This is a genomic window from Paraglaciecola sp. QJM3NY_14 (assembly GCF_056173245.1).
On sequence record NZ_CM149664.1, the window covers coordinates 1,581,373 to 1,605,903 of the forward strand.

At 43.6% G+C, this 24,531-nt stretch carries 25 protein-coding genes and 1 pseudogene; 5 read left to right on the forward strand and 21 right to left on the reverse strand.

Annotated elements, in window-relative coordinates; translation table 11 throughout:
- Window positions 1-94: 94 nt before the first annotated feature.
- A complete protein-coding gene (locus AC0VYA_RS06715; RefSeq protein ID WP_475490476.1) occupies window positions 95-1,078 on the reverse strand; it encodes a transposase in 984 nt (327 codons plus the stop codon).
- 116 nt (window positions 1,079-1,194) lie between these two features.
- Window positions 1,195-1,392: pseudogene (locus tag AC0VYA_RS06720) on the reverse strand (IS4 family transposase); the annotation flags it as partial.
- A 176-nt stretch (window positions 1,393-1,568) separates the two neighbouring features.
- Between AC0VYA_RS06720 and AC0VYA_RS06725 the strand changes: the two are divergent.
- Window positions 1,569-2,045 carry a phosphate-starvation-inducible PsiE family protein gene (locus AC0VYA_RS06725; protein WP_473481249.1) on the forward strand — a complete coding sequence of 159 codons (477 nt, stop codon included), beginning with the start codon at window positions 1,569-1,571 and terminating at the stop codon, window positions 2,043-2,045.
- Window positions 2,046-2,194: 149 nt separating this feature from the next.
- Here the strand turns inward: AC0VYA_RS06725 and AC0VYA_RS06730 are convergent, their stop codons facing one another.
- The 7 genes from AC0VYA_RS06730 to sodB all read right to left on the reverse strand — a co-directional run bounded on the left by AC0VYA_RS06730 (window position 2,195) and on the right by sodB (window position 9,201).
- Window positions 2,195-2,563 carry a YacL family protein gene (locus AC0VYA_RS06730; RefSeq protein WP_011574232.1) on the reverse strand — a complete coding sequence of 123 codons (369 nt, stop codon included), beginning with the start codon at window positions 2,561-2,563 and terminating at the stop codon, window positions 2,195-2,197.
- A gap of 21 nt (window positions 2,564-2,584) precedes the next feature.
- Window positions 2,585-3,079 carry a M48 family metallopeptidase gene (locus tag AC0VYA_RS06735; RefSeq protein WP_475490477.1) on the reverse strand — a complete coding sequence of 165 codons (495 nt, stop codon included), beginning with the start codon at window positions 3,077-3,079 and terminating at the stop codon, window positions 2,585-2,587.
- A 19-nt stretch (window positions 3,080-3,098) separates the two neighbouring features.
- Window positions 3,099-3,392 (reverse strand): VF530 family protein, encoded by a 294-nt coding sequence (locus AC0VYA_RS06740; RefSeq protein WP_011574234.1) that lies wholly within the window; start codon window positions 3,390-3,392, stop codon window positions 3,099-3,101.
- A 66-nt stretch (window positions 3,393-3,458) separates the two neighbouring features.
- Window positions 3,459-5,024 (reverse strand): SpoVR family protein, encoded by a 1,566-nt coding sequence (locus tag AC0VYA_RS06745; protein ID WP_475490478.1) that lies wholly within the window; start codon window positions 5,022-5,024, stop codon window positions 3,459-3,461.
- Between the two features lie 3 nt (window positions 5,025-5,027).
- Complete coding sequence (locus tag AC0VYA_RS06750) at window positions 5,028-6,311, reverse strand: YeaH/YhbH family protein (RefSeq protein WP_475490479.1); 1,284 nt, start codon at window positions 6,309-6,311, stop codon at window positions 5,028-5,030.
- A gap of 53 nt (window positions 6,312-6,364) precedes the next feature.
- Window positions 6,365-8,287, reverse strand: a complete 1,923-nt coding sequence (locus tag AC0VYA_RS06755) for a PrkA family serine protein kinase (RefSeq protein WP_475490480.1) — start codon at window positions 8,285-8,287, stop codon at window positions 6,365-6,367.
- A gap of 332 nt (window positions 8,288-8,619) precedes the next feature.
- Window positions 8,620-9,201 carry a superoxide dismutase [Fe] gene (gene sodB / locus AC0VYA_RS06760; RefSeq protein WP_011574238.1) on the reverse strand — a complete coding sequence of 194 codons (582 nt, stop codon included), beginning with the start codon at window positions 9,199-9,201 and terminating at the stop codon, window positions 8,620-8,622.
- A gap of 266 nt (window positions 9,202-9,467) precedes the next feature.
- Between sodB and AC0VYA_RS06765 the strand changes: the two genes are divergently transcribed.
- A complete protein-coding gene (locus AC0VYA_RS06765) occupies window positions 9,468-9,797 on the forward strand; it encodes a Grx4 family monothiol glutaredoxin (protein ID WP_011574239.1) in 330 nt (109 codons plus the stop codon).
- Between the two features lie 185 nt (window positions 9,798-9,982).
- Here AC0VYA_RS06765 and AC0VYA_RS06770 read toward each other — a convergent pair whose 3' ends face one another.
- Window positions 9,983-10,177, reverse strand: a complete 195-nt coding sequence (locus tag AC0VYA_RS06770) for a bacterioferritin-associated ferredoxin (RefSeq protein ID WP_006993419.1) — start codon at window positions 10,175-10,177, stop codon at window positions 9,983-9,985.
- A gap of 265 nt (window positions 10,178-10,442) precedes the next feature.
- Between AC0VYA_RS06770 and AC0VYA_RS06775 the strand changes: the two genes are divergently transcribed.
- Entirely contained in the window at window positions 10,443-11,048 is a 606-nt protein-coding gene (locus tag AC0VYA_RS06775; protein WP_006993420.1) for a peroxiredoxin, read from the forward strand.
- A 135-nt stretch (window positions 11,049-11,183) separates the two neighbouring features.
- On the opposite strand, the gene rnt is transcribed toward AC0VYA_RS06775, so the two are convergent.
- Window positions 11,184-11,819: a ribonuclease T gene (gene rnt / locus AC0VYA_RS06780; protein WP_473479408.1), complete on the reverse strand. Its 636-nt coding sequence runs from the start codon at window positions 11,817-11,819 to the stop codon at window positions 11,184-11,186.
- Window positions 11,820-12,028: 209 nt separating this feature from the next.
- On the opposite strand from rnt, the gene AC0VYA_RS06785 reads away from it, so the two are divergent.
- The gene (locus AC0VYA_RS06785) at window positions 12,029-12,892 is read left to right on the forward strand and encodes a flagellar protein MotY (protein WP_475490481.1); all 864 of its coding nucleotides are present in this window, start codon (window positions 12,029-12,031) and stop codon (window positions 12,890-12,892) included.
- A 134-nt stretch (window positions 12,893-13,026) separates the two neighbouring features.
- On the opposite strand, the gene glpQ is transcribed toward AC0VYA_RS06785, so the two are convergent.
- The 7 genes from glpQ to AC0VYA_RS06820 form a co-directional block, all read right to left on the reverse strand.
- Window positions 13,027-14,016 carry a glycerophosphodiester phosphodiesterase gene (glpQ, locus tag AC0VYA_RS06790; protein ID WP_473479410.1) on the reverse strand — a complete coding sequence of 330 codons (990 nt, stop codon included), beginning with the start codon at window positions 14,014-14,016 and terminating at the stop codon, window positions 13,027-13,029.
- 56 nt (window positions 14,017-14,072) lie between these two features.
- Window positions 14,073-14,456, reverse strand: coding sequence for a lactoylglutathione lyase (gene gloA / locus AC0VYA_RS06795; RefSeq protein ID WP_475490482.1), 384 nt, complete (start codon window positions 14,454-14,456; stop codon window positions 14,073-14,075).
- 103 nt (window positions 14,457-14,559) lie between these two features.
- The gene (gene sugE, locus AC0VYA_RS06800; protein WP_475490483.1) at window positions 14,560-14,874 is read right to left on the reverse strand and encodes a quaternary ammonium compound efflux SMR transporter SugE; all 315 of its coding nucleotides are present in this window, start codon (window positions 14,872-14,874) and stop codon (window positions 14,560-14,562) included.
- A 421-nt stretch (window positions 14,875-15,295) separates the two neighbouring features.
- A complete protein-coding gene (locus tag AC0VYA_RS06805; protein WP_475490484.1) occupies window positions 15,296-16,669 on the reverse strand; it encodes a cellulase family glycosylhydrolase in 1,374 nt (457 codons plus the stop codon).
- Between the two features lie 821 nt (window positions 16,670-17,490).
- Window positions 17,491-18,516, reverse strand: coding sequence for an NADP-dependent oxidoreductase (locus tag AC0VYA_RS06810; RefSeq protein ID WP_475490485.1), 1,026 nt, complete (start codon window positions 18,514-18,516; stop codon window positions 17,491-17,493).
- Between the two features lie 404 nt (window positions 18,517-18,920).
- A complete protein-coding gene (locus tag AC0VYA_RS06815; RefSeq protein ID WP_475490486.1) occupies window positions 18,921-19,691 on the reverse strand; it encodes an SDR family NAD(P)-dependent oxidoreductase in 771 nt (256 codons plus the stop codon).
- Window positions 19,692-19,855: 164 nt separating this feature from the next.
- Window positions 19,856-20,107 carry a hypothetical protein gene (locus tag AC0VYA_RS06820; RefSeq protein ID WP_475490487.1) on the reverse strand — a complete coding sequence of 84 codons (252 nt, stop codon included), beginning with the start codon at window positions 20,105-20,107 and terminating at the stop codon, window positions 19,856-19,858.
- Window positions 20,108-20,410: 303 nt separating this feature from the next.
- On the opposite strand from AC0VYA_RS06820, the gene AC0VYA_RS06825 reads away from it, so the two are divergent.
- Window positions 20,411-22,231 carry an acyl-CoA dehydrogenase C-terminal domain-containing protein gene (locus AC0VYA_RS06825; protein WP_475490488.1) on the forward strand — a complete coding sequence of 607 codons (1,821 nt, stop codon included), beginning with the start codon at window positions 20,411-20,413 and terminating at the stop codon, window positions 22,229-22,231.
- Window positions 22,232-22,506: 275 nt separating this feature from the next.
- On the opposite strand, the gene AC0VYA_RS06830 is transcribed toward AC0VYA_RS06825, so the two are convergent.
- From AC0VYA_RS06830 to AC0VYA_RS06840, 3 genes are all read right to left on the reverse strand, one after another.
- Window positions 22,507-23,217: a hypothetical protein gene (locus AC0VYA_RS06830; protein ID WP_475490489.1), complete on the reverse strand. Its 711-nt coding sequence runs from the start codon at window positions 23,215-23,217 to the stop codon at window positions 22,507-22,509.
- Between the two features lie 83 nt (window positions 23,218-23,300).
- Window positions 23,301-23,609 (reverse strand): hypothetical protein, encoded by a 309-nt coding sequence (locus AC0VYA_RS06835; protein ID WP_475490490.1) that lies wholly within the window; start codon window positions 23,607-23,609, stop codon window positions 23,301-23,303.
- 342 nt (window positions 23,610-23,951) lie between these two features.
- Window positions 23,952-24,443, reverse strand: coding sequence for a hypothetical protein (locus AC0VYA_RS06840; protein ID WP_475490491.1), 492 nt, complete (start codon window positions 24,441-24,443; stop codon window positions 23,952-23,954).
- Window positions 24,444-24,531: the final 88 nt, after the last annotated feature.

Here is a 24,531-nt window from a genome sequence, read left to right on the forward strand (position 1 = left end):
AGTGAGCGTTGAGGAAGGAAATGGTGCGTAAGGTCAATTACCAGGCAAACGCTAACGCTACAAGAGATGCATTAGATGTGTTAGTTGTAATGTGTTAGGCGCGCCTTAACAACGCTTTCGCTTTGGTCATTCCCCGCAGCCGTTGATGATGAGTGTGGCGCTTGAATGCATTCATCATTTGCTCCGCACCTGCTGCGTAGCAGAAGTGTTTTTCAAACTCGGTCGTTAATGTTAACCATTGAGCAGCATCTAAGCCTAATCTTTGTAGAATAGGGCTGTGAGTGTTATCAATATGACCGGCCTTATCATCACGAATGCATCGGCCTGTCGTGTCTACCAATTCACAATAGTCTTTGAGTGAGTAAGTGATACCTCGAGGGATATTTTCACGAGGATTTCCGACAAAGGGCAGTAAAACACTGGGTTGTGACTGTTGGTTTTTAGCGGCATGAATGCGCTTTTTGATACTGGTGTGCTTTGACGTTTCAGGTGTTTCTGCTATTTTTGCGCGAATGGGGTTTAAATCTACATAGGCCATGCACGCTAGCACCGCACTTTCATCTAACAGGGCTTGTGATTTAAATCGACCCTCCCAGAAACGACCAGTGCAGCTGTCTTCTTTATTGGCTTCACGAGCAATATACTCATTTAAGTCACGCATAAACCAGCTTATGTCGTACAAACGTTGCCGATAGGTTTCAACGGTCTCATCAAAGGTGATTAGCTCGCCTTGGCTCAGCGTATCGCCGTTCATGAACTTCTGGGTCAGCAATGTGCCTCTGTGTAGCTTGTGATAACGTCTCAACACTTCATCGCTATCCCAATTATCAGCCATTGTTTTATCCACACATAGCACCACATGCGTGTGATTATTCATAACCGCATAGGCACAAATGTCTATGGCGAATACAGAAGATAAAAACAACAAACGCTCTTCTACCCAACCACGGCGGTGCTCGAAACTCTGGCCAGAGTATTTATCTATTCCACACAAGAAAGAACGCCGCACACAGCGGGAAACGCAATGGTAATAAGGGGTATCGATTAAACTGATTTGGCTTTTTCGAGGTTGAGGCATAACCAGCTACCTGATAAAAATGAGACACACTTCAAGTCTAGCTTAGCCCTGAAAATTGACCATTTTTATCATGGGTGTCTTTCTTTTTGTTTCTTTTTGGTGTCTTTCTTTTTTGCTCCAAGCAGCCTGTCGATGCGTTTAATGTTGTGTTTCGGGGCCACGGAGCCTGAGATATTTTGTCCTAATTCGGTCAACGACAGTTGCTGGCCATCTAGCAAAGATTGAGTGGCAACCATCAAAGAGGAAAGACGTTTGGCATGTAGATTAGGGCATTGTTTTTTAAGCAAATCATGTAAGATATGGATATCACGCATGGTGTTATTCTTTGTAGGTAGCAGCTTGGTTAGTTTTTGGCGAAATCCTCTTTCTTGATAAAAAACATCAAATAGCACCATGCGTGTCTATATTATTGTTTCTGCTCATAATTATGAGGGGATTCGTTAGTGTTAAGCGTTAGGGCTTTCTGCGCTATTTGCTTAACTCTGGAGATATTATGAAACATGAAGAGTTACCTGAAAACACGTCAGATAAATTATTGAACCTATTACACTCTAATATTAGATTTGCGATTAAAATACTGGCTATTTTGATGGTGTTAGTAATTTACTGGAGTATTGCTGACGTTGTTTATGTTCTTTATATGAGGTTATCAGTACCACCATACTTCCTTCTAGACGTAGAAGATATCCTTCAGGTCTTTGGTGCATTCATGATTGTATTAATCGCTGTTGAAATATTTATTAATATTCGATTATACCTTGGCTCACATATAATCCCAGTTGAGTTAGTTGTGGCAACTGCACTCATGGCTGTAGCACGAAAAATTATAGTGTTAGACCTTAAAATTGTTTCAGCCGAACAAATTATGGGACTAGCTTTGGTTACTCTCGCTTTAGGGATAACTTATTTTCTACTAAAACGTAAGGCTCAATCAAGCCCTAGCAAGCCGCTCAAGCAGGACAAATAACAGTTGGCTGCTACTCCTGCGTCGCTCATAGCCGTCTGTCAGAGTAGTTCGAAACCAGTCTGTCTCGAATATCATCATATATGTGAGCTCAAACAGATTAAATGCGGTGCTGCAAATACAATTTTGACGATAACAATCCGACCGGTGAGCTACATTCTGCCTACAAATTGTTGCCATGATAACAGCACTTCTTTGAAGTCTTCTAAGCCGCAACCGCAGATTGATTCTTGATCGTATAATTCAGTGTCTTCAGGAATATCAATTTCGCCTTCATCTCGGGTTATGGCCGCGTAAACTTCTATCTCATCTCGCGTTAAATCCATATTGAATTCACGCCCTTGCAACGCGTATTGCTCAATGTCTTTGTGTTCTAATTGCTGAATAACATCCAACAAGTGCTTTATTTTCTGGCGATCTCGACCGAGCTCTTCACTGAACCATAAGCCGAGCGTTTCCGCCCCCATTTCAAAAATGGCGGCAGGCTCTGCGCGATCGTTCCGAATAAATTGATAATCCATTAGGTGTCCAAAAAGATTGAATTAAAAAATGTCGCCCCGGGCTTCAATCTGAGTTAAATAAACTCGCAGATCAAATTCCAATTGATGGTAATCCGGCAGCATATGTAAACATAGTTGATAGAATGCTTTGTTGTGATCTTTCTCTTTTAGGTGTGCTAATTCGTGCACCACAATCATATTGAGGAAGGGCTCTGGAACACGTTTAAATAGCGTACTCACGCGAAGCTCATTCTTGCTTTTGAGTTTCGCGCCTTGCACCCGTGAAACATACGTGTGTAAACCTAACGCATGGTTAACCACATGTATTTTTGGATCAAATGCGATTTTACTAAGCGGTGCAGACTTACGCATAAAACGGTTCTTTAGGTCCATAACATATTGCCGTAATGCATTGTCGTTGCTCACGTCATGCGCATGGGGATAGCTTTTGAGCAAATAGTCTTTTAATTTATCTTGCTCAAGGAGCTGCTCTATTTTGTCTTGCAGGTGTCCAGGGTATGCAGCTAAGTACTTCATTGTATAAATGTTAATGACTCTACTTTTTAGGCTCAGGCCAAACAAATTCACCGGTAGAAGCGGGCGCTTGAACGGTTTTCTTAGGGGATGAAGATTTGCTTCTAGTGGTATACAAATAAAGCTCTTCGACTTTGGCTCTAGCCCAAGGCGTTTTGCGTAAAAACTTTAAGCTTGATTTAACGCTTGGATCGCTTTTGAAACAATTGATTTTTACTTGCTCGTGCATTCGCTCCCAACCTAGCTTTTCGACCAGTGTTTCCACTATGTGTTGCAAGGTTAAGCCGTGCAAGGGATTGTTTTTCTGAACTGTCATTCTGTCACATCTGAAATAGTTTGATATTGGGCAATATAATCTGCGACGTTAGGACCAGGAGGTACGCTAAATTATGATGCCTGTTAGGGGTTGTGAATTCTCTACCGGCTGATCCGGGTAGGTAGCAAGTGTTTGCCGTGAACCGTGTTCGTCTATTTGCTCTAATTTAACAGAAAATCCCCACAAATGATGTAGATGCTTTAACACTTTATGGTGGCTGTCAGCCAGTGGAACACCGTTTTGTGGTAAATATGACAAGGTTAAAGAGCGGTCGCCTCTGGAGTCTACATCATACACTTGTATATTTGGCTCAAGATTACTCAAGTTATATTGCGCGGATAGCTTCTCTCTGATGGCGTGATAACCGGCTTCGTCATGAATGGCGGAAACATCGAGAAACGCGTTTTGTTCATCATCTTCAATGGCGAAAAACTTAAAATCACGCATTAGCTTTGGTGACATAAACTGACTGATAAAGCTTTCATCCTTAAAGTTTTGCATAGCGAAATGGACTGTTTCCAACCAATCTTTGCCTGCAATTTCGGGAAACCATTGGCGGTCTTCATCAGTGGGTGATTGGCAAATGCGCTTTATGTCCATAAACATATTGAAGCCGAGTGCATATGGATTGAGGCCTGAATAATTCGGTTGGTTATATGCCGGTTGTGCCACCACATTGGTATGGCTGTGTAAAAACTCGAGCATAAACTTATCTGTGAGTTTACCCTCATCGTAGAGATGGTTAAGTATATGGTAATGCCAAAAGCAGGCCCACCCCTCGTTCATAACCTGCGTCTGTTTTTGTGGGTAAAAATACTGAGATACTTTACGCACGATACGTACTAATTCTCGTTGCCAAGGTTCCAACAAAGGGGCGTTCTTTTCGATAAAATAGAGCACATTTTCTTGAGGCTCAGAAGGGAACCTTCGATTAGGTTCACTGCTTTTGGCTTCAGACTTGGGCAAGGTACGCCATAATTCATTCACTTGAGATTGGATATGTTGCTCACGATTTTGCTGGCGCTCCCGCTCGATCTGCATGGATATTTTCTGCGGCCGTTTGTAGCGGTCAACGCCGAAATTCATCAACGCATGACAAGAGTCGAGCACATTCTCGACTTCACTCACACCATATTTTTGTTCGCACTTAGCCACATAATTTTTGGCAAATAATAAGTAGTTTATGATAGAGCTAGCGTCTGTCCATGCTTTGAAAAGATAGTTGTTTTTGAAAAACGAGTTATGGCCGTAACAAGCATGGGCTATTACCAGTGCTTGCATAGGCATGGTGTTCTCTTCCATTAGATAGGCAATGCAAGGGTCTGAATTAATAACGATTTCGTAGGCCAATCCCATTTGGCCGCGGCGATAATTTTGCTCTGATTGAATAAATTTTTTGCCATAAGACCAATGGGCGTAATTAACCGGCATACCGATACTCGCGTAGGCATCCATCATGTGTTCAGCGGTAATAATTTCTATCTGGTTGGGATAAATGTCTAAGCCATAATGTTTCGCTACGCGATCAATCTCTTGTTCGTATTCGGTCAAAAGCTCGAAAGTCCAGTCGGGGCCATCGCTTAGCACATCGGAAGTTTGCTTGTGCTGCACATCTGCTTGAGTATTTTTCATAAGCTAAGCCACTCCTGATTGTTTTTCTATGCCTTGGTCGAACAGCTCCCTGAAAACTGGGTAAATGTCATCAACATCAACAATATGCTTAATGGCAAAATTATTATGGGTTTCGCTGAGCTTTTCATATTCATGCCAGAGCTTTTGATGTTGACGTGCAGTAATTTCGATATAAGCGAAGTAACGCACCGCAGACAGCAAGTTCTTTTCGAGTAATTCAGTGCACTTGGCGCAATCGTCTGTCCAGTTATCTCCATCAGACGCCTGTGCTGCGTATATATTCCACTCATGACGAGAGAAACGCTGCTTTATGATTTGCTTCATCAACACTAAGGCACTTGAGACAATCGTGCCGCCGGTTTCTGTTGAATAAAAGAATTCTTGTTCGTCGACCTCTTTGGCTTGAGTGTGGTGATGTATATAGACGACCTCGACATCCTTGTAGGTGCGTGTTAAGAATAAATACAGCAAGATATAAAACCGTTTGGCTTTGTCTTTGGTGGCTTGGTCCATTGAACCCGACACATCCATTAGGCAAAACATAACGGCTTTGCTTGAAGGTATGGGGCGTTTTTGATAATTGCGAAAGCGAAGGTCGAAGGTATCGATGAAGGGCACGCGAGCAATGGCCTTTTCCAACTGCGTTATCTCTTCTTTTAGCTTTGCCAGCATATGTTGATCAGGCAGACTAGATTCGAGGGCTTCAGCAAGCTGCGCTTGCAGTAACTGTAATTGCGCTTTTTTACCGGCACTGAGAGCGATGCGCCGAGCTACCGACCCTTTTAAAGATCGCACTACATCTAAATTACTCGGGACACCGTCTGATACAAATCCCGCTCGATAGCTTTCATATTCAACCAGTTTATCCTGCTGTGTTTTCTCGAGATTCGGCAGGATCAGATTTTCAAAAAGAAGATCTAGGTATTCGTCTTTTGAAATTTGAAAAACAAAGTCGTCTTGTCCCTCACCGCTATCACTGGCGTTGCTATCCCCGCCTTGCCCGGCACCCGAATCGGGGCGTTTGATCTTATCCCCCGCGGTAAATTGGTCATTGCCGGGATGCACGATGCTTCTGGCACCCCCTTTACCTGTATGAAAAATAGGTTCAGATATATCTCGGCTGGAAATGCCGATTTTTTCACCACTGGTCACGTCGGTGACACTGCGTTTGTTGATTGAATCAGACACCGCCTTCTTAATTTGCTCCTTGTAACGGCGCAGGAAACGTTGGCGGTTGACTGTACTTTTTCCTTTGCCGTTGAGCCGTCGATCAATAAAATGGGCCATACTACTTTACCTCAATGGATTCCATTGGAGCGCTGTTGTTTACCAGTGCCACATTAAGAAGATTTCCTCACCCGTAAATACCATTCGCATAACAATCTGACTTGCTTTTGGGTGTAGCCTTTTTCGGCCATACGGGCGACAAAATCATCGTGTTTTTTCTCGTCTTCCGCAGAGCCTTTTTTATTAAACGATATAACGGGTAATAGATCTTCAGTGTTGGAAAACATTTTCTTTTCAATCACAGTGCGTAATTTTTCGTAGCTGGTCCAGCTTGGGTTCTTGCCCTTATTATTGGCTCTAGCGCGCAGCACGAAATTGACTATTTCATTGCGAAAATCTTTAGGGTTGCTTATACCTGCGGTTTTCTCAATTTTCTCAAGCTCAGTATTCAGCGCTTCTCTGTCAAATAGCTGGCCGGTTTCAGGATCTCGATATTCCTGATCTTGGATCCAAAAATCCGCATAAATGACATAACGGTCAAACAGATTTTGACCGTATTCAGAATAGGATTCTAAATACGCGGTTTGGATCTCTTTACCAATAAATTCCACGTATTTGGGGATCAGATAACCTTTTAAATGCTCTTTGTATTTATCAGCAATTTCGGTGGCGAATTGCTCACGTTCAATCTGGCGCTCGAGTACATAAAATAAATGCACTGGGTTGGCGGCCAATTCCTGTGGATCAAAATTAAAGACGCGAGACAATATTTTGAATGCAAAGCGGGTCGATAGACCTTGCATGCCCTCGTCCACACCTGCGTAATCTCGGTACTCTTGATAGGACTTGGCCTTAGGATCCGTGTCTTTCAAGCTTTCACCGTCGTACACCCGCATTTTTGAATAAATGCTCGAGTTTTCAGGCTCTTTCAAACGAGATAACACACTGAACTGGGCTAGGGTTTCTAGCGTGTCTGGGGCACATGGGGCGCCGGATAGTTCACTGTTATCGATGAGTTTGCGATAAATCTGCATTTCTTCTGATACGCGCAAGCAATATGGCACATTGACAATAAATACACGATCAAGAAAGGCTTCATTGTTCTTGTTATTGCGAAAGGTTTGCCACTCTGACTCATTTGAGTGGGCCAATATTACGCCTTCAAAAGGCAGGGCAGACAAACCTTCGGTGGAATTATAATTACCTTCCTGAGTGGCGGTTAACAAGGGGTGAAGCACTTTTATAGGCGCCTTAAACATCTCCACAAACTCCATTAGGCCCTGGTTTGCGCGGCACAATGCTCCTGAATAGCTGTAGGCATCAGGGTCATTCTGGGCAAAGTGCTCTAAACGTCTGATATCCACTTTGCCGACTAAGGCGGAGATGTCTTGGTTGTTCTCATCACCGGGCTCGGTTTTAGCAACCGCAATCTGATCGAGTATTGAAGGGTGTAACTTGACCACCTTAAACTTTCGGATGTCCCCGTTGTATTCATGTAAGCGTTTACGTGCCCATGGTGACATGACGGTTCTTAGGTAGCGATGTGGAATACCATACTCGTTAAGCAGCAATGAGCCGTCTTCATTCGAATCAAACAAACTAAGGGGGTGGTCGTTCACCGGGGAGTCTTTGAGTACGTAAATGGGCTGTTGCTGCATCAGTTCTTTTAGCTTCTCTGCTAAAGAAGACTTGCCACCACCGACAGGGCCAAGCAGGTATAACACTTGTTTCTTTTCTTCCAGCCCCTGAGAAGCATGCCGAAGGTAAGACACGATTTGTTCTATTGATTCTTCCATGCCATAAAATCCGTCAAACGCTGGGTAACGAGCGATGATTCGGTTAGAAAAAATACGGCTTAAGGTGGCATCTTTGGCGGTGTCGACCATTTCTGGTTCACCGATTGCTTTAAGAAGACGTTCTGCTGCATTGGCGTATGCTGAATCATCTGTTTTACAGATTTCTAAGAATTCGTCGATGGTTAATTCTTCTTCTTTACGGGCTTCGTACCGTGTCTGATATTGCTCTAAAATTCCCATAACTCGACCTCACATATAGAAAATTTTCTGGCTTCACTGGTAAGATTAGACCCTTATTGGCATTTGTATGTTTCAGATTTAGAACAATATTTTCTAGAGAATGCTAAAAACTGATTTTTAAGCACTAACGAAGTTGGCGCAAAAGAAGCGCAAAGTAGGCAAGACTGAATGGAGTATGAACAGGCGCCTATTATTGGCAAATTTTAAAGAATGCTACTGATAAAGTGCAGGATGATTATTGGCACAAGCGGGAAGACATCAGATACAAAAAAGCCTCGATTTATCGAGGCTTTTAAATCATCTTCTGATTACGTTAATCAGATCAGGATCGCTTAAGCGAAGTTGCTCGCTGCGAAATCCCAGTTTGCTAGTGCCCAAAAACCTTCAAGGTACTTAGGACGAGCATTACGATAATCGATGTAGTAAGCATGTTCCCATAAATCTACTGTTAGTAGAGGGGTAACACTTGCATCCGTTAACGGGGTGCCTGCGTTGCTAGTGTTAACGATGTCTAGGCTGCCATCAGCAGTTTTTACAAGCCAAGTCCAGCTTGAACCGAAGTTGTTAACTGCTTTGTCGTTTAATGCGGCTTTGAAGTCTGCGAAAGAACCCCATTTAGCATTGATTGCATCAGCAAGGGCGCCAGTTGGCTCGCCGCCGCCATTAGGGCTTAGGCTGTTCCAGTAGAACGTGTGGTTCCAGATTTGAGCAGCGTTATTGAAAACTCCGCCTTCTGACGATTTAACGATCTCTTCAAGATCTTTATTCGCCATATCAGTACCTTCAACCAAGCCGTTTAGCTTAGTAACATAAGTCGCGTGATGCTTGCCGTAGTGATATTCCAACGTTTCAGCTGAGATATGTGGTTCTAAAGCATTTTTTTCATACGGAAGAGCTGGTAGTTCGAAAGCCATGATAATTCTCCATTTAAAGTTAACAAAAATCGTGTGTCTAACCTTGTGTAAACGCTAATGTTTTATACACGAATATAAAACGGTTTGTCCAAAGTTATCCTGAAACCCAGTCACCGATCTTAGGGCGCTTAAGGTACATTACAAGGGGTAAGCTTGATAATAATTTGAAACCAATAAAGATCACAAGGGAGCATTGGTATATTGCCTTGAAAACGGTAAACTTGACCGCATTACTAGCGTTAATAAAATTTTGAGTGAGAATATTTATGGAAACAGTTGAAAAAATTCAGCAACAAATCAGTGAAAACCCCATTCTTCTTTATATGAAAGGGTCGCCTAAATTGCCTAACTGTGGCTTTTCAGCTCAGGCATCACAGGCGTTGATGTCTTGTGGCGAAGAGTTTGCTTACGTTGATATTCTGCAAAACCCTGACATTCGTTCAGAATTGCCAAAATACGCTGACTGGCCTACTTTTCCACAGTTGTGGATCGACGGTGAGCTTATTGGTGGTTGTGACATCATCATGGAAATGGTTCAGCAGGGCGAATTGCAAACAATCGTTAAAGAAAGCGCTGAAAAACGCGCTGATAAGTAACAAAGGCAGTTGCTCTAAACGACGTCGATTGGCTGCGTTTAGAGCAGTTAATCATCCATAAAAAAAGAGTCCTGTAGGACTCTTTTTTTATTTGTGTCTTGTTCCCTGCGTCATAATACTAATGAACGCTAAAAAGGCACTGATTTTTTGGTGTTCCTAGCGAGTGTTGACTCCGCTAGGTTGGGTTAACACACTTCTTTAAATAGAGATTCATCAATAATCGTGTTGTCAACGATGCTTTGCGCCATACGCACACATTTGCCGCACTGATCACCCACGCCAAGCGCTTCACGTAACTGGCGCATATTGCCCACACCGTCTTCGCGAACGGCCTGTTTAATAGCTTTGTCGGTAATGCCGTGACACAAACAAACGTACATAATTAACCTTACTGAATATTGATGTAAATGATAATAATTGTTGTTTGCAGTACTTTCAAGTATTTCTTTTGTCAATTTGTACATTAAATAGTCTAGATTGATTTCTACTTGATAGTGTGAGGTGAGGGGCCGTAAAATCTGACTCGCCACTTGGTTTTTACCAAACCATACCTACATTATTGGTTCGTAAAAGAGTGTGATAACCCGTTAATAGTCGTTACACTATGCGCCAGCATATTTTAAACCCAAAGAATGGAGATCAAAAATGAGTGTACTAGTTAGTCGCCCAGCCCCAGATTTTACCGCCGCAGCTGTATTAGGAAATGGCGATATCGTTGAAAACTTCACCCTAAGCGAAGCAATCAAAGGTCAAAAAGCAGTATTGTTTTTCTACCCTCTTGATTTCACTTTTGTTTGCCCATCTGAATTGATCGCTTTTGATAAGCGTTACGATGAGTTCAAAAAACGTGGCGTAGAAGTGATTGGTGTGTCTATTGATTCTCAGTTTACCCATAACGCATGGCGTAACACTGCTATCAATGACGGCGGTATCGGTAAAGTGAAATACGCTATGGTTGCTGATGTTAAGCACGAAATTTGTCAAGCATACGATGTTGAGCATCCAGAAGCTGGCGTTGCTTTTCGTGGTTCATTCTTGATCGACGAAGAAGGCGTTGTGCGTCACCAAGTGGTCAACGATCTTCCTTTAGGTCGTAACATTGACGACATGCTTCGCATGGTTGATGCGCTTAACTTCCATGAAGAACATGGTGAAGTATGCCCAGCCGGTTGGCAAGCTGGTGAAAAAGGTATGGTAGACAGCCCTGAAGGTGTTGCTAGCTATCTTTCAGAGAACGCTGATTCGCTTTAATTCAACGCTGATCCGCTTTAATACAACGCTGATCCGCTTTAATACTCTTTAGCGTGATGCGTTATAGTTGAAGTGATAGAAAAGCCGCTGTGATCTTATGTGAACAGCGGCTTTTTTGTGTCTGCGAAATAAGGCTTAGTCATGCTCTGGGGTAGGCCAACCACATGCGCTTTGCCATTTATTAACAATATAACAATAGAGTTCAGCCGTTTTCTGGGTGTCATATAAGGCTGAATGTGCTTCGCTTTGATCGAAACTAATATTGGCCGCTTGGCATGCTTTGACTAATACCGTTTGCCCCAACGCTAAACCTGATAGCGTGGTGGTATCGAATGATACGAATGGATGAAACGGCGTACGCTTAATTTTACTGCGTTCGATAGCGGCATTGATAAAACCTAAATCGAATGCGGCGTTGTGCGCCACCATTACTGAGCGCTGGCAGTCAGCGTCCTTTTGCTCTTTGCGAATTTGCTTGCACAAGTCTTTCATGACTTCTGTTTCATCTAATGCTCCCCGCAGGGCGCACCAAGGATCTATCCCGTTGAACTCTAACGCCGCTTTTTCTAAGTTAGCCCCTTCAAAGGGAACCACGTGATAATGAAACGTTTTATCTGGGGTTAAAAAGCCATCGGCGTCCATTTTGGTCGTAATTGCAGCGACTTCAAGCAACGCGTCGGTTTGCGCATTAAAGCCCGCTGTTTCAACATCTACGATAACGGGAAAGTAGCCTCTGAATCGGTCTTTTAGGAGAAATTGGGGATCTGACATAGCTACCTATAGCGATAAAAATAAGGCGTGATTATGTCAACTATCTGCACACGTCGCTACCCTATATACTTAATAATCTAGCGAACTATAATCTTTAGTAGACTGGGCAAGCGGTGAATTCAGGGTTAAGCTTTTACCGTGGGAGTCGATAACCAATGCACAGGAGCAGTGATTGCTCATGAAGCGGAATTAATCAAACGAAAAGACTTATGAAATCTATCTTATTTATAGTGTCCCTGACGTTAAGCGGTTCTCTATCAGCTGGGCTACGGCAATACGCGGCAAAAATTGAGACATCTGACTGGCAGTTAAGCCAGCAAAGTCGTTTGCAGTGTACCTTGGCACATAAAATACCAGGCTATGGTGAGGCAATGTTTACTAGCATGGCGTCTAAGCAACTGAATATGGAGTTTGAGCTTGATATGCTGCGTTTGCCTAAAACGTTTGGTATGGCATCTGTCTATTCTGTTCCTCCTCGGTGGATGCCAGGGCAAATGCACCACGCCATTGCAGATATGACCATACGTAAGCAATACAATGGCGATCTGCCAGAGCAAGTTGCGTGGACTATGCTCTCGGAATTAGAAAAGGGTTTCTGGCCGACCATATATTATCAAGACTGGTACAATCAAAGTGACAGGATTTCAGTTGGCTTAAATGCCAGCAATTTTGCTGCCCCTTATGAAAATTTCGCACAATGTGTATCGAACCTACTGCCCTATAGTTTTGATGATATTGCCTACACCATTCTCGCCTACCAGAAAAACAGCACCGAATTGACCAAGTACTCCCAGCGTCGTTTGAATATGATTGGTCAATACCTCAAAGAAGATAGCGATATGGAATTAGTTTTGCTCGACGGTTACAGCGATAGCTACGGCGGTCGAGACATGAATAAAACCTTGTCGGTGAGTCGTGCGGTAGAGATAAAAAATTACTTTAGCGACATGGGCGTAGCGCCTCAGCGAATCGAAGTGACAGGCCATGGCGAACGACGACACATTGCCCCGAATACCAATGAAATGTCCCGTGCAAAAAACCGACGTGTGGTGATCCGCATGGCGAAACCTTAGCGGGATCACTTTCTGCCAAACAACGTCAGGATGTGACAGAGCCATCAAAAAAGCCGATTAATGCAATTAATCGGCTTTTTGCTATTGGCTAAGTGATGGCGTCGCTGCGCGCCAATGCGCTAACCAATATATCCTTAGCGGGGTTGTTGGTCTAAATACGTCACGACTGTGTCGGTAAAATCAGTAAACAAGCCATCCACTTTTAGCTGTTTAAACAATAAGTCCAGCGTTTGTTTATTGGTTACGCCTTTTGGCAGCGCGTCTTGCCTAAACGTATATGGGTGCACGTCAAGCCCTGCATCATGTGCGCGTTTGACCAATCCCGTGGGTTGTAGGGTCTGCATATCAACCAACTGAGGGATCCATGGGCCTATACCTTGAGCGATTGTGGCTAACTCTTCGAGTTTTTCAGACGTGCGCAGAGCATCATAATCAGTGGGGGATTCCCCCCAATCATTTTCACCTAGCAACTGAATCAATTTTACTTTTGCGCCCAATTCATGGCGCAAACGTTTCAGCTCAGCATAATCGAAACACTGCACATAAATGGCTTTACTAGCATCATCAAGGCTATGTTTGCGCAGGGTTTTCATAACAATTTTGCTGATATCCACGCCTTGTTCCCGGTGCCAAGCAGGGGATTTTATCTCAGGGTAAAAACCAATGTTCTTGCCAAACTGCCGGTTAAGTTGATTAATCAGCTCAATCTGTTCTTCAAAGGTCGCAATGGTAAATTCAGCGTTGCCTTGATAGCGGTTTTTGAAAATCTGTTTGCCCTCTGTTGTGCTGCGCTCATGCACTTCTAAAGACTTTAATTCTGCTAAGGTAAAATCAAGGGCATAGAAACGCCCGTCATCACGTTTTCGCTGTGGGTATTTATCAGCAACGTTTGTCACTGTATCTAAGTGAATATCATGCAGTACGACTGGTACGCCATCTTTGCTTATCACTACGTCTTGCTCAATAAAGTCTGCCCCAAGGGCGAAGGCGAGAGTAGTGGACTCCATGGTGTGTTCTGGTAGATACCCCGAAGCACCACGATGAGCAATGACCAAAGGTTCAGCCCAAGCGGCTTGGCTCGCCAGCAGCGCAAGCAATGACAACGACAAAATTGTTTTCTTCATATTGACTCCAATGTCACGAATTCCTAATTCGGGTAATTGTGGGTAATTGCGTATAATTATGTTGTTTGAATAAGCTCAATGGCGTAACCGTCCGGGTCGCGCACAAATGCAATTACTGTGCTGCCGCCTTTAACTGGGCCAGCGTCTCGATATACATCGGCTCCTTGGGCTTTTAATTGCTCACACACCTGGTATATATCATTCACCCCAAGGGCGATGTGCCCATATGCGGTGCCTAAATCGTAGCTATCTTCGTCCCAGTTATGGGTTAATTCCAATACGGTGTTGTTGTCTTCGTCGCCATAACCGATAAACGCTAACGTATAGCGGTAATCTTTGTTCTCACTGCTGCGTAGCAGTTTCATGCCAAGCAGTTCAGTGTAAAAAGTGATAGAGCGGTCTAAATTACCGACACGCAACATGGTGTGCAAAAAGCGCATAATGGTCCTTAACAATCCTGAGGTGCGACTAAGTCGTTGATTGTAACTAGTTAACTGTCTCAACAATATGACAAAGCGTAACAAAAAAATGGATAGTCAGATATTAACTGCTTAGTTTCAATCCAATGACGCCAACCGTAATGGTGATTAAACTAACCATTCGCCAAAAATTAAGCGGCTCGTTGAGCATAACAATACCAACAATCGCCGTGCCTATCAGGCCGATAACAACCCAAACGGCATACGCGGTTCCCGCTGGGAGTGATTTCATGGCTATGCTTAATAAACCAAAACTGATGGCCATGGCAACAAGAGTGAATATAGAAGGCCACAGCTTGCTGAAACCGTCACTGTATTTAAGGCCAATTGCCCACACAACTTCGAATAACCCTGCAATGATCAAAATAATCCAGTTCATTTTTATACCTACCCATTTTGAGCTGGGTCGTCCCAGAGAAAAGCGCGAGGGATGAGGTCGTCCTCATTTCGTTGATATCACAACCTTGAGCTAACACAAGCCGCTCTAAGCACGCACAGCGCACAGGTGGTGAAAATTTGATTGTCGAAAAGACGATAAGATTTTAACACAGTGGGTGACTTAATAAATAGTCGCTAAATCACAGATGCAAAACGTGGCGCACTAAACATCCTATTTCTGGGTAACACCTTGTGTAAAAAGCGCGCGTCGATCTAGAGGAAAAGCCCGCTTTAATCATTTAGTGACGGGCAAAGAAAAGAAACACGAATAGTGGTAGTACTTTTGCCGTTCACTATTCGTGTTTATTGTATCTCAATATCTAACGACGATATTCAGAAGCGGTTAAGCGCAATAGCATGGTTTAACTGCAGCTACCTAGCAATACCCATGATGTATCGTTACCTGGTAAACTATTAGTGTACCAATTTGCTTCATAAGCATTGCCTTGGTATTGCATCTGGTCACCTGTGTCGTTGTGGTTATTCGTGCCACCGGGATGATCTGCTTGCACCCAATTAGGGTAGCTATTTATTGCACTGCAATCGATGCCACTGCCTGTTGTTTGCGGGCAACCAGTAGCATCTACATTTGTGCCTTGTGGTGTGTTGGGGCACTGGTCTGTGATATCACTTACACCGTCAGCATCGGAATCGGCTATCGCACAGCCAATAATATCGACTGTTGTACCTGTGGGGGTGTTATCACATTGATCATCACTGTCACTTACTCCATCACCATCACTGTCTAAATTTACGACACTCGAGTTCCACCCTTTAATAATCGACTTCACCTTTGTGCCTGAGGCAGTCAATGAATTCCAGCTTCCGCCGGGCGTAAAAGTGGAAGCACCTTCGTCTTTATCGTTCAGCGCCCAATTAGCGTGGCTAATATTATTTGCTTTGAAAAAAGCCATCCATGCATCGGTTTCATTTGCATTTACGCCGCCATTGCCATCAGCATTGACAGTTCCCCACTCTGTGGCGAAGAGTGCTATGCCGTTATTTAAAGCCGTTTGTGCCTTATTGCGCAATGACGCACCGTGCGTGCCAGCGTAAAAGTGAAGGGTATAGGCAATATTCGCCCGATCAATGGGATCTTGTGAGGCCACATCAACATCTTGAGACCAAGTCGGCGTGCCAACCACAATCAGGCTATTTGGATCAATCGCACGTATTTTATCGATTAGCGTTTCTGCATAAGGCTTAATGTCATTGGCCCATGAAATCTGCAATGGCTCATTATAGATTTCATAAATAACGTTGTCGTAGGTACCATATTTGTTCGCGACTTCTTCGAAAAACCTCACTGCAGTGGCCTGGTCTGTATGAGCCTCGTGACTATGAAAGTCGATAATGACATACATATCTTGCTCAATAGCGGCGTTTACGACCGTGTCCAGGCGACTCATATTACCGTCCCAGTCAAAATTTAAGCTACCGGCCGTATTTACACCATGGCCTATTGCGGCACGTATTATGTTCGCACCAAACTCTGATTTTGCATTCGCAACGGCTTGCGCAGTATAGAATTTCTCGCCACCCCAACCGGTATTACTCCAAAATAGACTGTTACCCGCAAAGCTTACGGGGGTGCCATCTGTCACAATTTGATTCCCACTGACATTAAGAGGAGGTACAGCGGCCTCACTCATAATTGCTACTCCTAACATGATAGCCAAAGGTAAACTTGTGCGTTTTAAACGGTCTTTGGTGGATGTACGTAACACGTGTTTCATTAAAATTCCTTGAAATAAATTATTGATCTAGTTGTATTAATCGCCCTTACGCAGAATGTGAATACTGAAGTTCTGTCTCTTTCAACACATTTTGCACATCGATACATCAAGTGGTACAAGGGAAAATACCGCCAAATAAAAGGTAAAATAACTACCCTTTCGGGGTGAGGTTAGCGAAATTCGTTCCAAGTTGCTTAATTATTTTAAGTGATTGTTTTTACTTGATTAATATTCATTTTATGGAAGTTGGAGTTTAGTTCTGTCGTTGATTAGAGACGAACATTAACTAGATTTGATATGAGCGGCATAATATTTTCGTCAATTCTTGAGAGACTAAAATGGGAGTGAAAGACTAACCTTACGCAAACTTGAAACGTGCAATCGAATAAGAGCAAGGCGATGCTTCACACGTCATTTATTTTTATGCAGAGTCATATTCATCGGCTGGGATTAAGTGGCTGGTAAAGTATTATCGACAATAAACGCTAAGCTTTGATCACAGGCAAGATTGTTTGTTGCCGTTGCAGTGATTGCTAGCCCGCTAACTGACTTTTCGACACCCAATAAACATGCGCAAGCGCTACGACCTGCGATGACTATTTTTAGATGTAATGTTCAGAAACGAATAACGAGACGAACAAGTCAGAGAGTAGATCAAATAGAGTCAGTAGCTCAAGTGAGTTGCTAAGGCAAAAGACAGGGGATAAAATAAAGGAGCAATGCGAAACGCGGTCAAAGCATCGCCCCATGGTTAGCGATAAAAGGCATATAGCAACTATTACAACAACTATGACAGCCATTATCAGCCCTGTTATTTGTGATTATTCAGGGCTAATACTGACCAGCTGTTTACCGAAGTTTTTGCCTTTGAGCATCCCTTGGAATGCAGGTATCGATTGCTCAATGCCCTCAGCAATAGACTCTCGATACACCAATTTGCCATCTTTGACCCACTGCGCCAATTTTTGGGTGATTTGTTGGTGTTGATCTTGCCATTCAGTTTGCACAAAAAAGCGAGCGGTGGGTGGGTTAGGGGATGTTGCCAAAATATCTTGCGGCGTTTGTACCTTGCTTAGATCAGTATCGTTATAATTTGAGACATAGCCACAAATGGGCACTCTAGCGCCTGGATTGAGTAGCTTAGCCACCGCGCGAGTGACATCACCGCCTACGTTCTCAAAATAGATATCGATACCATCGGGGCAGGCTTGTTGTAAGTCTTTTTCAAGATCACCTGCTTTGTAATCTACGCAGGCATCAAAGCCAAGCTCATCAACTACGAACTGACATTTTTCGCTGCCACCTGCGATACCAATGACTTTACAGCCGTACATCTTGCCTAACTGGCCTAAAATGCCGCCAACAGCGCCTGAGGCAGCAGACACCACTAAGGTGTCGCCGGGTTGCGGTTTACCGATTTCGGTTAACCCGAAATACGCCGTGCGACCAGTCATACCCGCCGCACCAAGGTAAGCTTGCAAAGGAATATTCAGATCTTGAATTTTGTACATCATGGGCGCGTCATCCGGTTTGACGAAGTACTCCTGCCATCCGCCATAAGCGGTGATATGATCGCCCACAGCGTACTTAGTTGAGCGCGACTCCATTACCTCACCGACCACTTCACCTGTCATTGTGCCGCCAATAGGGGTCGGCGCTGCATATGATTTCATGTCATTCATGCGCGGGCGCATGTAGGGGTCCAAGGATAACCAGACAGTGCGAACCAGTATCTCACCTTGTGCAAGTGGGGCTAGAGGTTGCTCTTCAATTCTAAAATCATCATTTTGTGGCTCGCCATCAGGTCTTTTCGCTAATACAACCGCGCGGTTTACATATTGAGACATAGTGAACTCCTACATACTGTGGTAAATGTATCCTTGGTTGATGTAACGTTGATTCATTGGATCAGACTTCAATTAAATAACGATCCATAAAGCAAAAGCTAGCCAACCAAGTGTGAATAAGGTAACGGTTAGTTGAACATATTTGTGGTCTTTCTTAAGCACAATAGCCATTGTAAAAATTGATGAGGCGCTATTAACTGTCTCTATGAAAGCGTGGAATGGGAGACCAAATACACAATACAATCGTTGATAAGTAAGAACGGCAGTAGGCGAGAAATGCACAAGTCTATACTGCAAAGAAGGATACTAATTACGTTTCAGATAAAAATAGCCAGCAAAAAATGCTGGCTTTTCAACGCCCCCGTATTCAAATATGAGGCGTTATTGCTTGGCCTTAAAGCAGCTTAACCCGCATTAGCCACCTGACCACCGTCTAACACAACCGTGTGACCACACACGTAATTACTCGCCCTAGAGCAAAGGTAAATTGCCGTACCAGCCACATCAGCCAGCTCACCCACTTTGCGCGCAGGAAGGCTATCAGCAATCTCTTGCTCATGCCCTTGTAATTGTTTTGTCATCTTGCTTGGGAAAAACCCAGGGGCAATCCCATTGATATTGACGTTAGTTGGGCGAATATCGGCCGCCATATGGCGCGTCAATTGAATAACCGCTGCCTTACTCGCAGAATACGAATAATTATTCATGTGAGGGTGAGTGAGCCCGTTAACAGAGGCAATGTTGACTATCCGTGAAGGCTCGTTCGCGTCGCCCGCTAAACGAAGCGCGGGCAGTAAGCGTTGGCTCAAAAAGAAAATAGACTTCACGTTTAAATCCATGACTTTATCCCAACCTGATTCAGGGAACTCTTCTACCGGTGCTCCCCAGGCGGCACCTGCATTGTTGATGAGGATGTCTATTTTTGACTCGCGTTTAAGCATTTCCTCGGCGAATGCCTCAACTCCTGCCATGGTCGATAAGTCAGACTGAATGGCAATACATTCACCTAAGGAGGATAGTTCAGAAGCGGCCTGCTCAAGCTGTTCAAGTTTGCGCGAAGTGATATAGGTTTTCACGCCATTTTCCACGAATCCACGGGCGATCATAGCGCCAATTCCGCTAGAGCCACCTGTTACGACCGCAATCTTGCCAGCCACTGAAAAAAAATTATTCATCTACGTTCCTTATCTTAGTAGCGCGCCAAGCATAAGGCGCTTCGTTATTTTTGTTATTCTGTACTTGGTCTGGCGTTAACCAATGCCAAGGGCGATCCATAAAAAGGTTATTCTTACTGCTTATATCGATGCTACTCACCTAATGATAAAAGCGGAGTTCGCAGCTAATCTTTTGCCTGATTCTTGGCTAGCCACTTTTCTCGAAAAAAGCCAAATAGCGAATAAGCAACGAGCGCGAAGCATATAGTGGCAACGATACCCGCGGGGTAGGCCATTAACGCCATACCTGTATCCCAGCCATAAACAGCCATGACCGTACCTATGACACCTAAGGAGAACTCTATTAATAAACTTTCCCAAGGTAATTTTTGGTCGGAATTAATTGGCCGAGCAAAAAAATTCACTTTATAGGGCATCTATCTTCATCCTTAACGTCACATTAGCAACTACCCGCTTGAGCGCATTGCACCTAAACAAAGCACCTAATAGATTGAACCTAAAAACAAGCCCTGAACTATTGCGCTTTAAGACAGCTCATCCCGAGTCAGTTATTGATAACACAAAAAGCGCAACATGGTGTCTTTGAGATTATTGTCATTATTTATAATTGCTCATTACTCAGTGAATCAAGTATTTTCAGTTGAGTGGTTAGACCAGTTGTTTTTTGTCTGCTATAGTCGCCAAAAGCCGATAAGAAAAACAAATTTTGGAGTTCTACTATGTTGCAGTACAAAGCGCCCGTAATGGACATGAATTTTCTGATTGAAGACGTGTTCAAATATTATCAACATTATGAAAAATACCCGGAGTTCGCTGAAGCAACCCCTGATTTAGTGGATGCAATATTGCAAGAATGCGCAAAATTTTGTGAAAACGAATTACTGCCGCTAAACCAAAGCGGTGATAAAGAGGGCTGTAAATTCGATAATGGTGTGGTGACCACGCCAACTGGCTTCAAAGCGGCCTACAACAAATATGTAGAAGGGGGGTGGCAGAGTTTATCTCACCCGGTTGAGCATGGTGGACAAGGCTTGCCTCCTTCGCTTGGCATGGCAAAACAAGAAATGGTGGGCACGGCTAACTGGTCTTGGGCCATGTACCCGGGCCTGAGCCACGGAGCCATGAATACGATCCAAAGCCACGGCACACAAGAACAAAAAGAGCTTTACCTTACCCGCCTAACCGAAGGTACATGGACAGGCACTATGTGCTTGACTGAGCCCCAATGTGGTACAGATTTGGGCCAAGTTAAAACCAAAGCCATACCAAATGATGACGGAACCTATGACATCGTGGGCACCAAGATATTTATTTCTGCAGGTGAGCACGACCTAACTGAAAACATCATTCATATTGTGTTAGCTAGGTTGCCCGGTGCACCTGAAGGCACGCGCGGCATATCGCTGTTTATTGTGCCAAAAGTACAAGTTGATCAACAAGGCAACTTAGGCGAAGGCAACAAGGTCACGTGCGGTGCCATTGAAGACAAAATGGGCATCAAAGCATCGTCTACCGCCGTACTGAATTTTGATAATGCAAAAGGTGTGTTAATCGGGCCAGAAAATAAAGGCTTAGAATGCATGTTTACCTTTATGAATACGGCTCGCGTAGGTACCGCGCTGCAAGGTGTTTGCGCGTCCGAATTGGCTTACCAAAATTCCTTATTGTATGCCAAAGACCGCTTATCTATGCGAGCGCTAACCGGTAAAAAATGCCCAGATAAAGTCGCCGATCCCATCATAGTGCACCCTGATGTGCGCAAAATGTTGATGACCCAAAAAGCCATCTCTGAAGGTGGTCGCGCGATGATCTATTACACCGCCAAAATAGTCGATGAAATAGAAATGGCTAAGACTGAGGCTGAGCGAGAAAAAGCGGATGATAGGTTAGGCTTTATCACTCCTATTCTTAAAGCGTTTTTAACGGAAATGGGCTGTGAAAGTACTAGCCAAGGCATGCAAATATTCGGCGGCCATGGCTATATTAAAGAGTGGGGCATGGAGCAAATCGTCCGTGATGTGCGTATCTCCACTTTGTATGAAGGCACTACCGGCATTCAAGCCCTCGATTTATTAGGCCGTAAAATACTGCTTACCCGTGGCAAGTCATTAAATGCGTTCAGTAAAGAAGTGCTGCTTTTCTGTAAAGACAAAAGCATGATTTCTAAAAACCCTCACAAGCGCCAAATGAACAAATTTATTTGGGCATTAAGCAAGAATGTGGCGAACTGGCAGCAATACACCATGCGTTTAGCGTTAAAAGCGAAAAAGGATCGCGATATTGTCGGCTCAGCCTCAGTGGATTACTTGATGTACTCAGGCTATATCATGATGGCATATTTCTGGGCGCAGATGGCCCAAACCGCTTATGAAAAGCTCGCGACCGACGTGGAAAATCGAGATTTTTACCGCGCCAAAATTAAAACCGCTGAATTTTATTTTGAGCGTTTACTGCCCAGAACAAAATCACTGGCCAAAACCATGATGGCAGATCCAAAAACGCTCATGCAACTTGATCAAGATTTGCTGTCTTTCTTGTAATAGTTCATGAAAATCAGCGTTAGCGTGTAAGTGATTAAGGTATATCAAGTGTCATGAGTGCTGCAGAATAAAGGAATGCAAAAATAGCAGTAAAGAAAGGGCTAAGGCACTGAGTTATTGGAACCAATTTGACTCAGTGCCTTGGTGTTTATGCTTTCGTTTCATAAACCTAAAGTTAGGCTGCTATCAGTAAGGGGTTCTCCGTAAAGAACAGTCAGTAAAGAACAGTCAGTATCGAATTGTCAGCAAAGAAGTATGAACGCACATAGCCGTCATTAGTACCACGACTGCGAAGATGTAGGTCCGCCGTTAGTCACTAAATGAATCGAAACATTTACTTGATACAAAGCTCCAGAAGCATTTCCAGAGCCAACAAACGTAATACTGAATGACTCGTTAGGGCCCGGCAATCTAAGTCCACCCAAACCAATAGTAGGCTCAGCAACCAAAGCTTCGCGCAAACGACTTCCAAATGTGGGAAATACTCTTGCTGATGTACTTACTTTATCGTCGTCATCTGGGTCAAATATAAACCAGCCACTATCGGTTAAATTCGCGCTATTTCCCGCTGACCAAAGATCCGTTGCTGAAGGTACATTTCCAGCAGAAAAAATTTGCTGAGCACTAGATTCAACAGCACTGTAGAAGCGCTCATTATCTTGCTCACGATTTTCATCACTTGAGCTGTCTTGCTCGACTGCGCGTGCAACAAAGCCGAGAAAGGGGTTTCTGATGGTAGGCACATTCGCGGGTACAACGAACATGCCTTGCGCCCGGATCCGTCGACCGTCATCATCAGTTGAGTCTGGCGACAAAATTAGCCCTCTACGAAATCTAGAGGGAAAGAGATTACCAGTGGTATAAGGGTCTAATCGAACGTCCCCTCCAAAAGCAGTAACCATTGCAAATTGCAGCGATACTTCGTCTTCACCGAGTTCGCTGAACCCCTCTATTATTAAATCCCATGTTACTTGTACTTTAGCCATTATTTTCTCCTTTTCCTTTTGAAAAAAATGATTAGTTGCCGGCTTAATGAATATCCATCAAGGCTGACAAATTGAAGTATCTACTAGTCCAGTATGAGCACACAGTCCCAGCCTTCATCCACCAGATCGTCAAAGGCGCCTTGCAACGATCCTTTCTTTTTAATGGCAATGTGACTAGGTCCTTTTTCGCAATCGAGCTCATCATGCTGAACGGGCTCTAATGACGTCAGTTGCAATATCTTGGCGATTTCGATGGCAGACGTTCTGTCATTGGCTGCAATAACAATATCGTCTGAGTGAATTAAGTAGGGTAATGAAACCGCTTTATCCGTACATCCATTTAAGGTTGCTAAAGATATTGTTGCTAGCAGCGCTACATATAGTATTTTCATATATTTCCCCAATTAGTCGTAAAGTTAATGCGCTCAAGTGTTCTGCTGAGCCATGCAAGAATGAGTATAGTCAATTACGTTAGAGGCGAAGCGAGGTCAAAGCGATCACTGTGTATCTGATCGAGGGAGATAGTCAATATTATGAGTCGTCATCAGCATAAAATAGTCAGAAAAAACAAGCCCAATAGAAGCAAAGCGACTATTGTAGATTGCAATTAATCTTGCCTAACAAGTGGTTAAATTTAGGTACTGATAAAGCTAAAATTAGGTATGTTTATCTGAGGTAGCTAATAGCAGCAGCCAGGGTAAGTAGATAGAAGGTGGCAAATGGAGCTTACAAAATCATGGGAAGTCTGCGAACTTACTTCTTGCTATGTTGCTGTAGATACCGGCGGACTTATACCTAGCCCAAGCATCATTATGTAGCGAATGGTTTGTATCAAAGTATTCTTGGGGCATGTTGCGCTGATACCCATGGGCATTTAGTGTTTCGTCTTCCGCTTCAGTGATAGAGACAATTACTAGCGATTTTGTAAGATATTGACTGATTTCCTTGGCCAAATCAGTCTTTGAAATATCCAGGTTGAGTGATAACAAATGGTTCATAATTTCATGCACAGGCAGCAGGTGCTCTTTTATCACCCTTGAATTTTCAGTGATATTTTTGGAGCGATAAAATTGCTGTAAACCCTCTTTTGCAAGCGGCTCACTGAATTTTCTGATGAGGTGATTGATCACCACTTTACAATCGTTAACGGTACCAAGTTTGTCTTTACGATAGGTAAGTAAAGACGAAACGATTTGATGAGAAATCCCCTCTGTTGATAAAGCCACCACATCCTCCTGAACCGCCAGATATATTACTATCGCGTAAAAGCCAGCGATTATACCTGCCTATCAGGCGAGGTGGTTAAGCCATTTT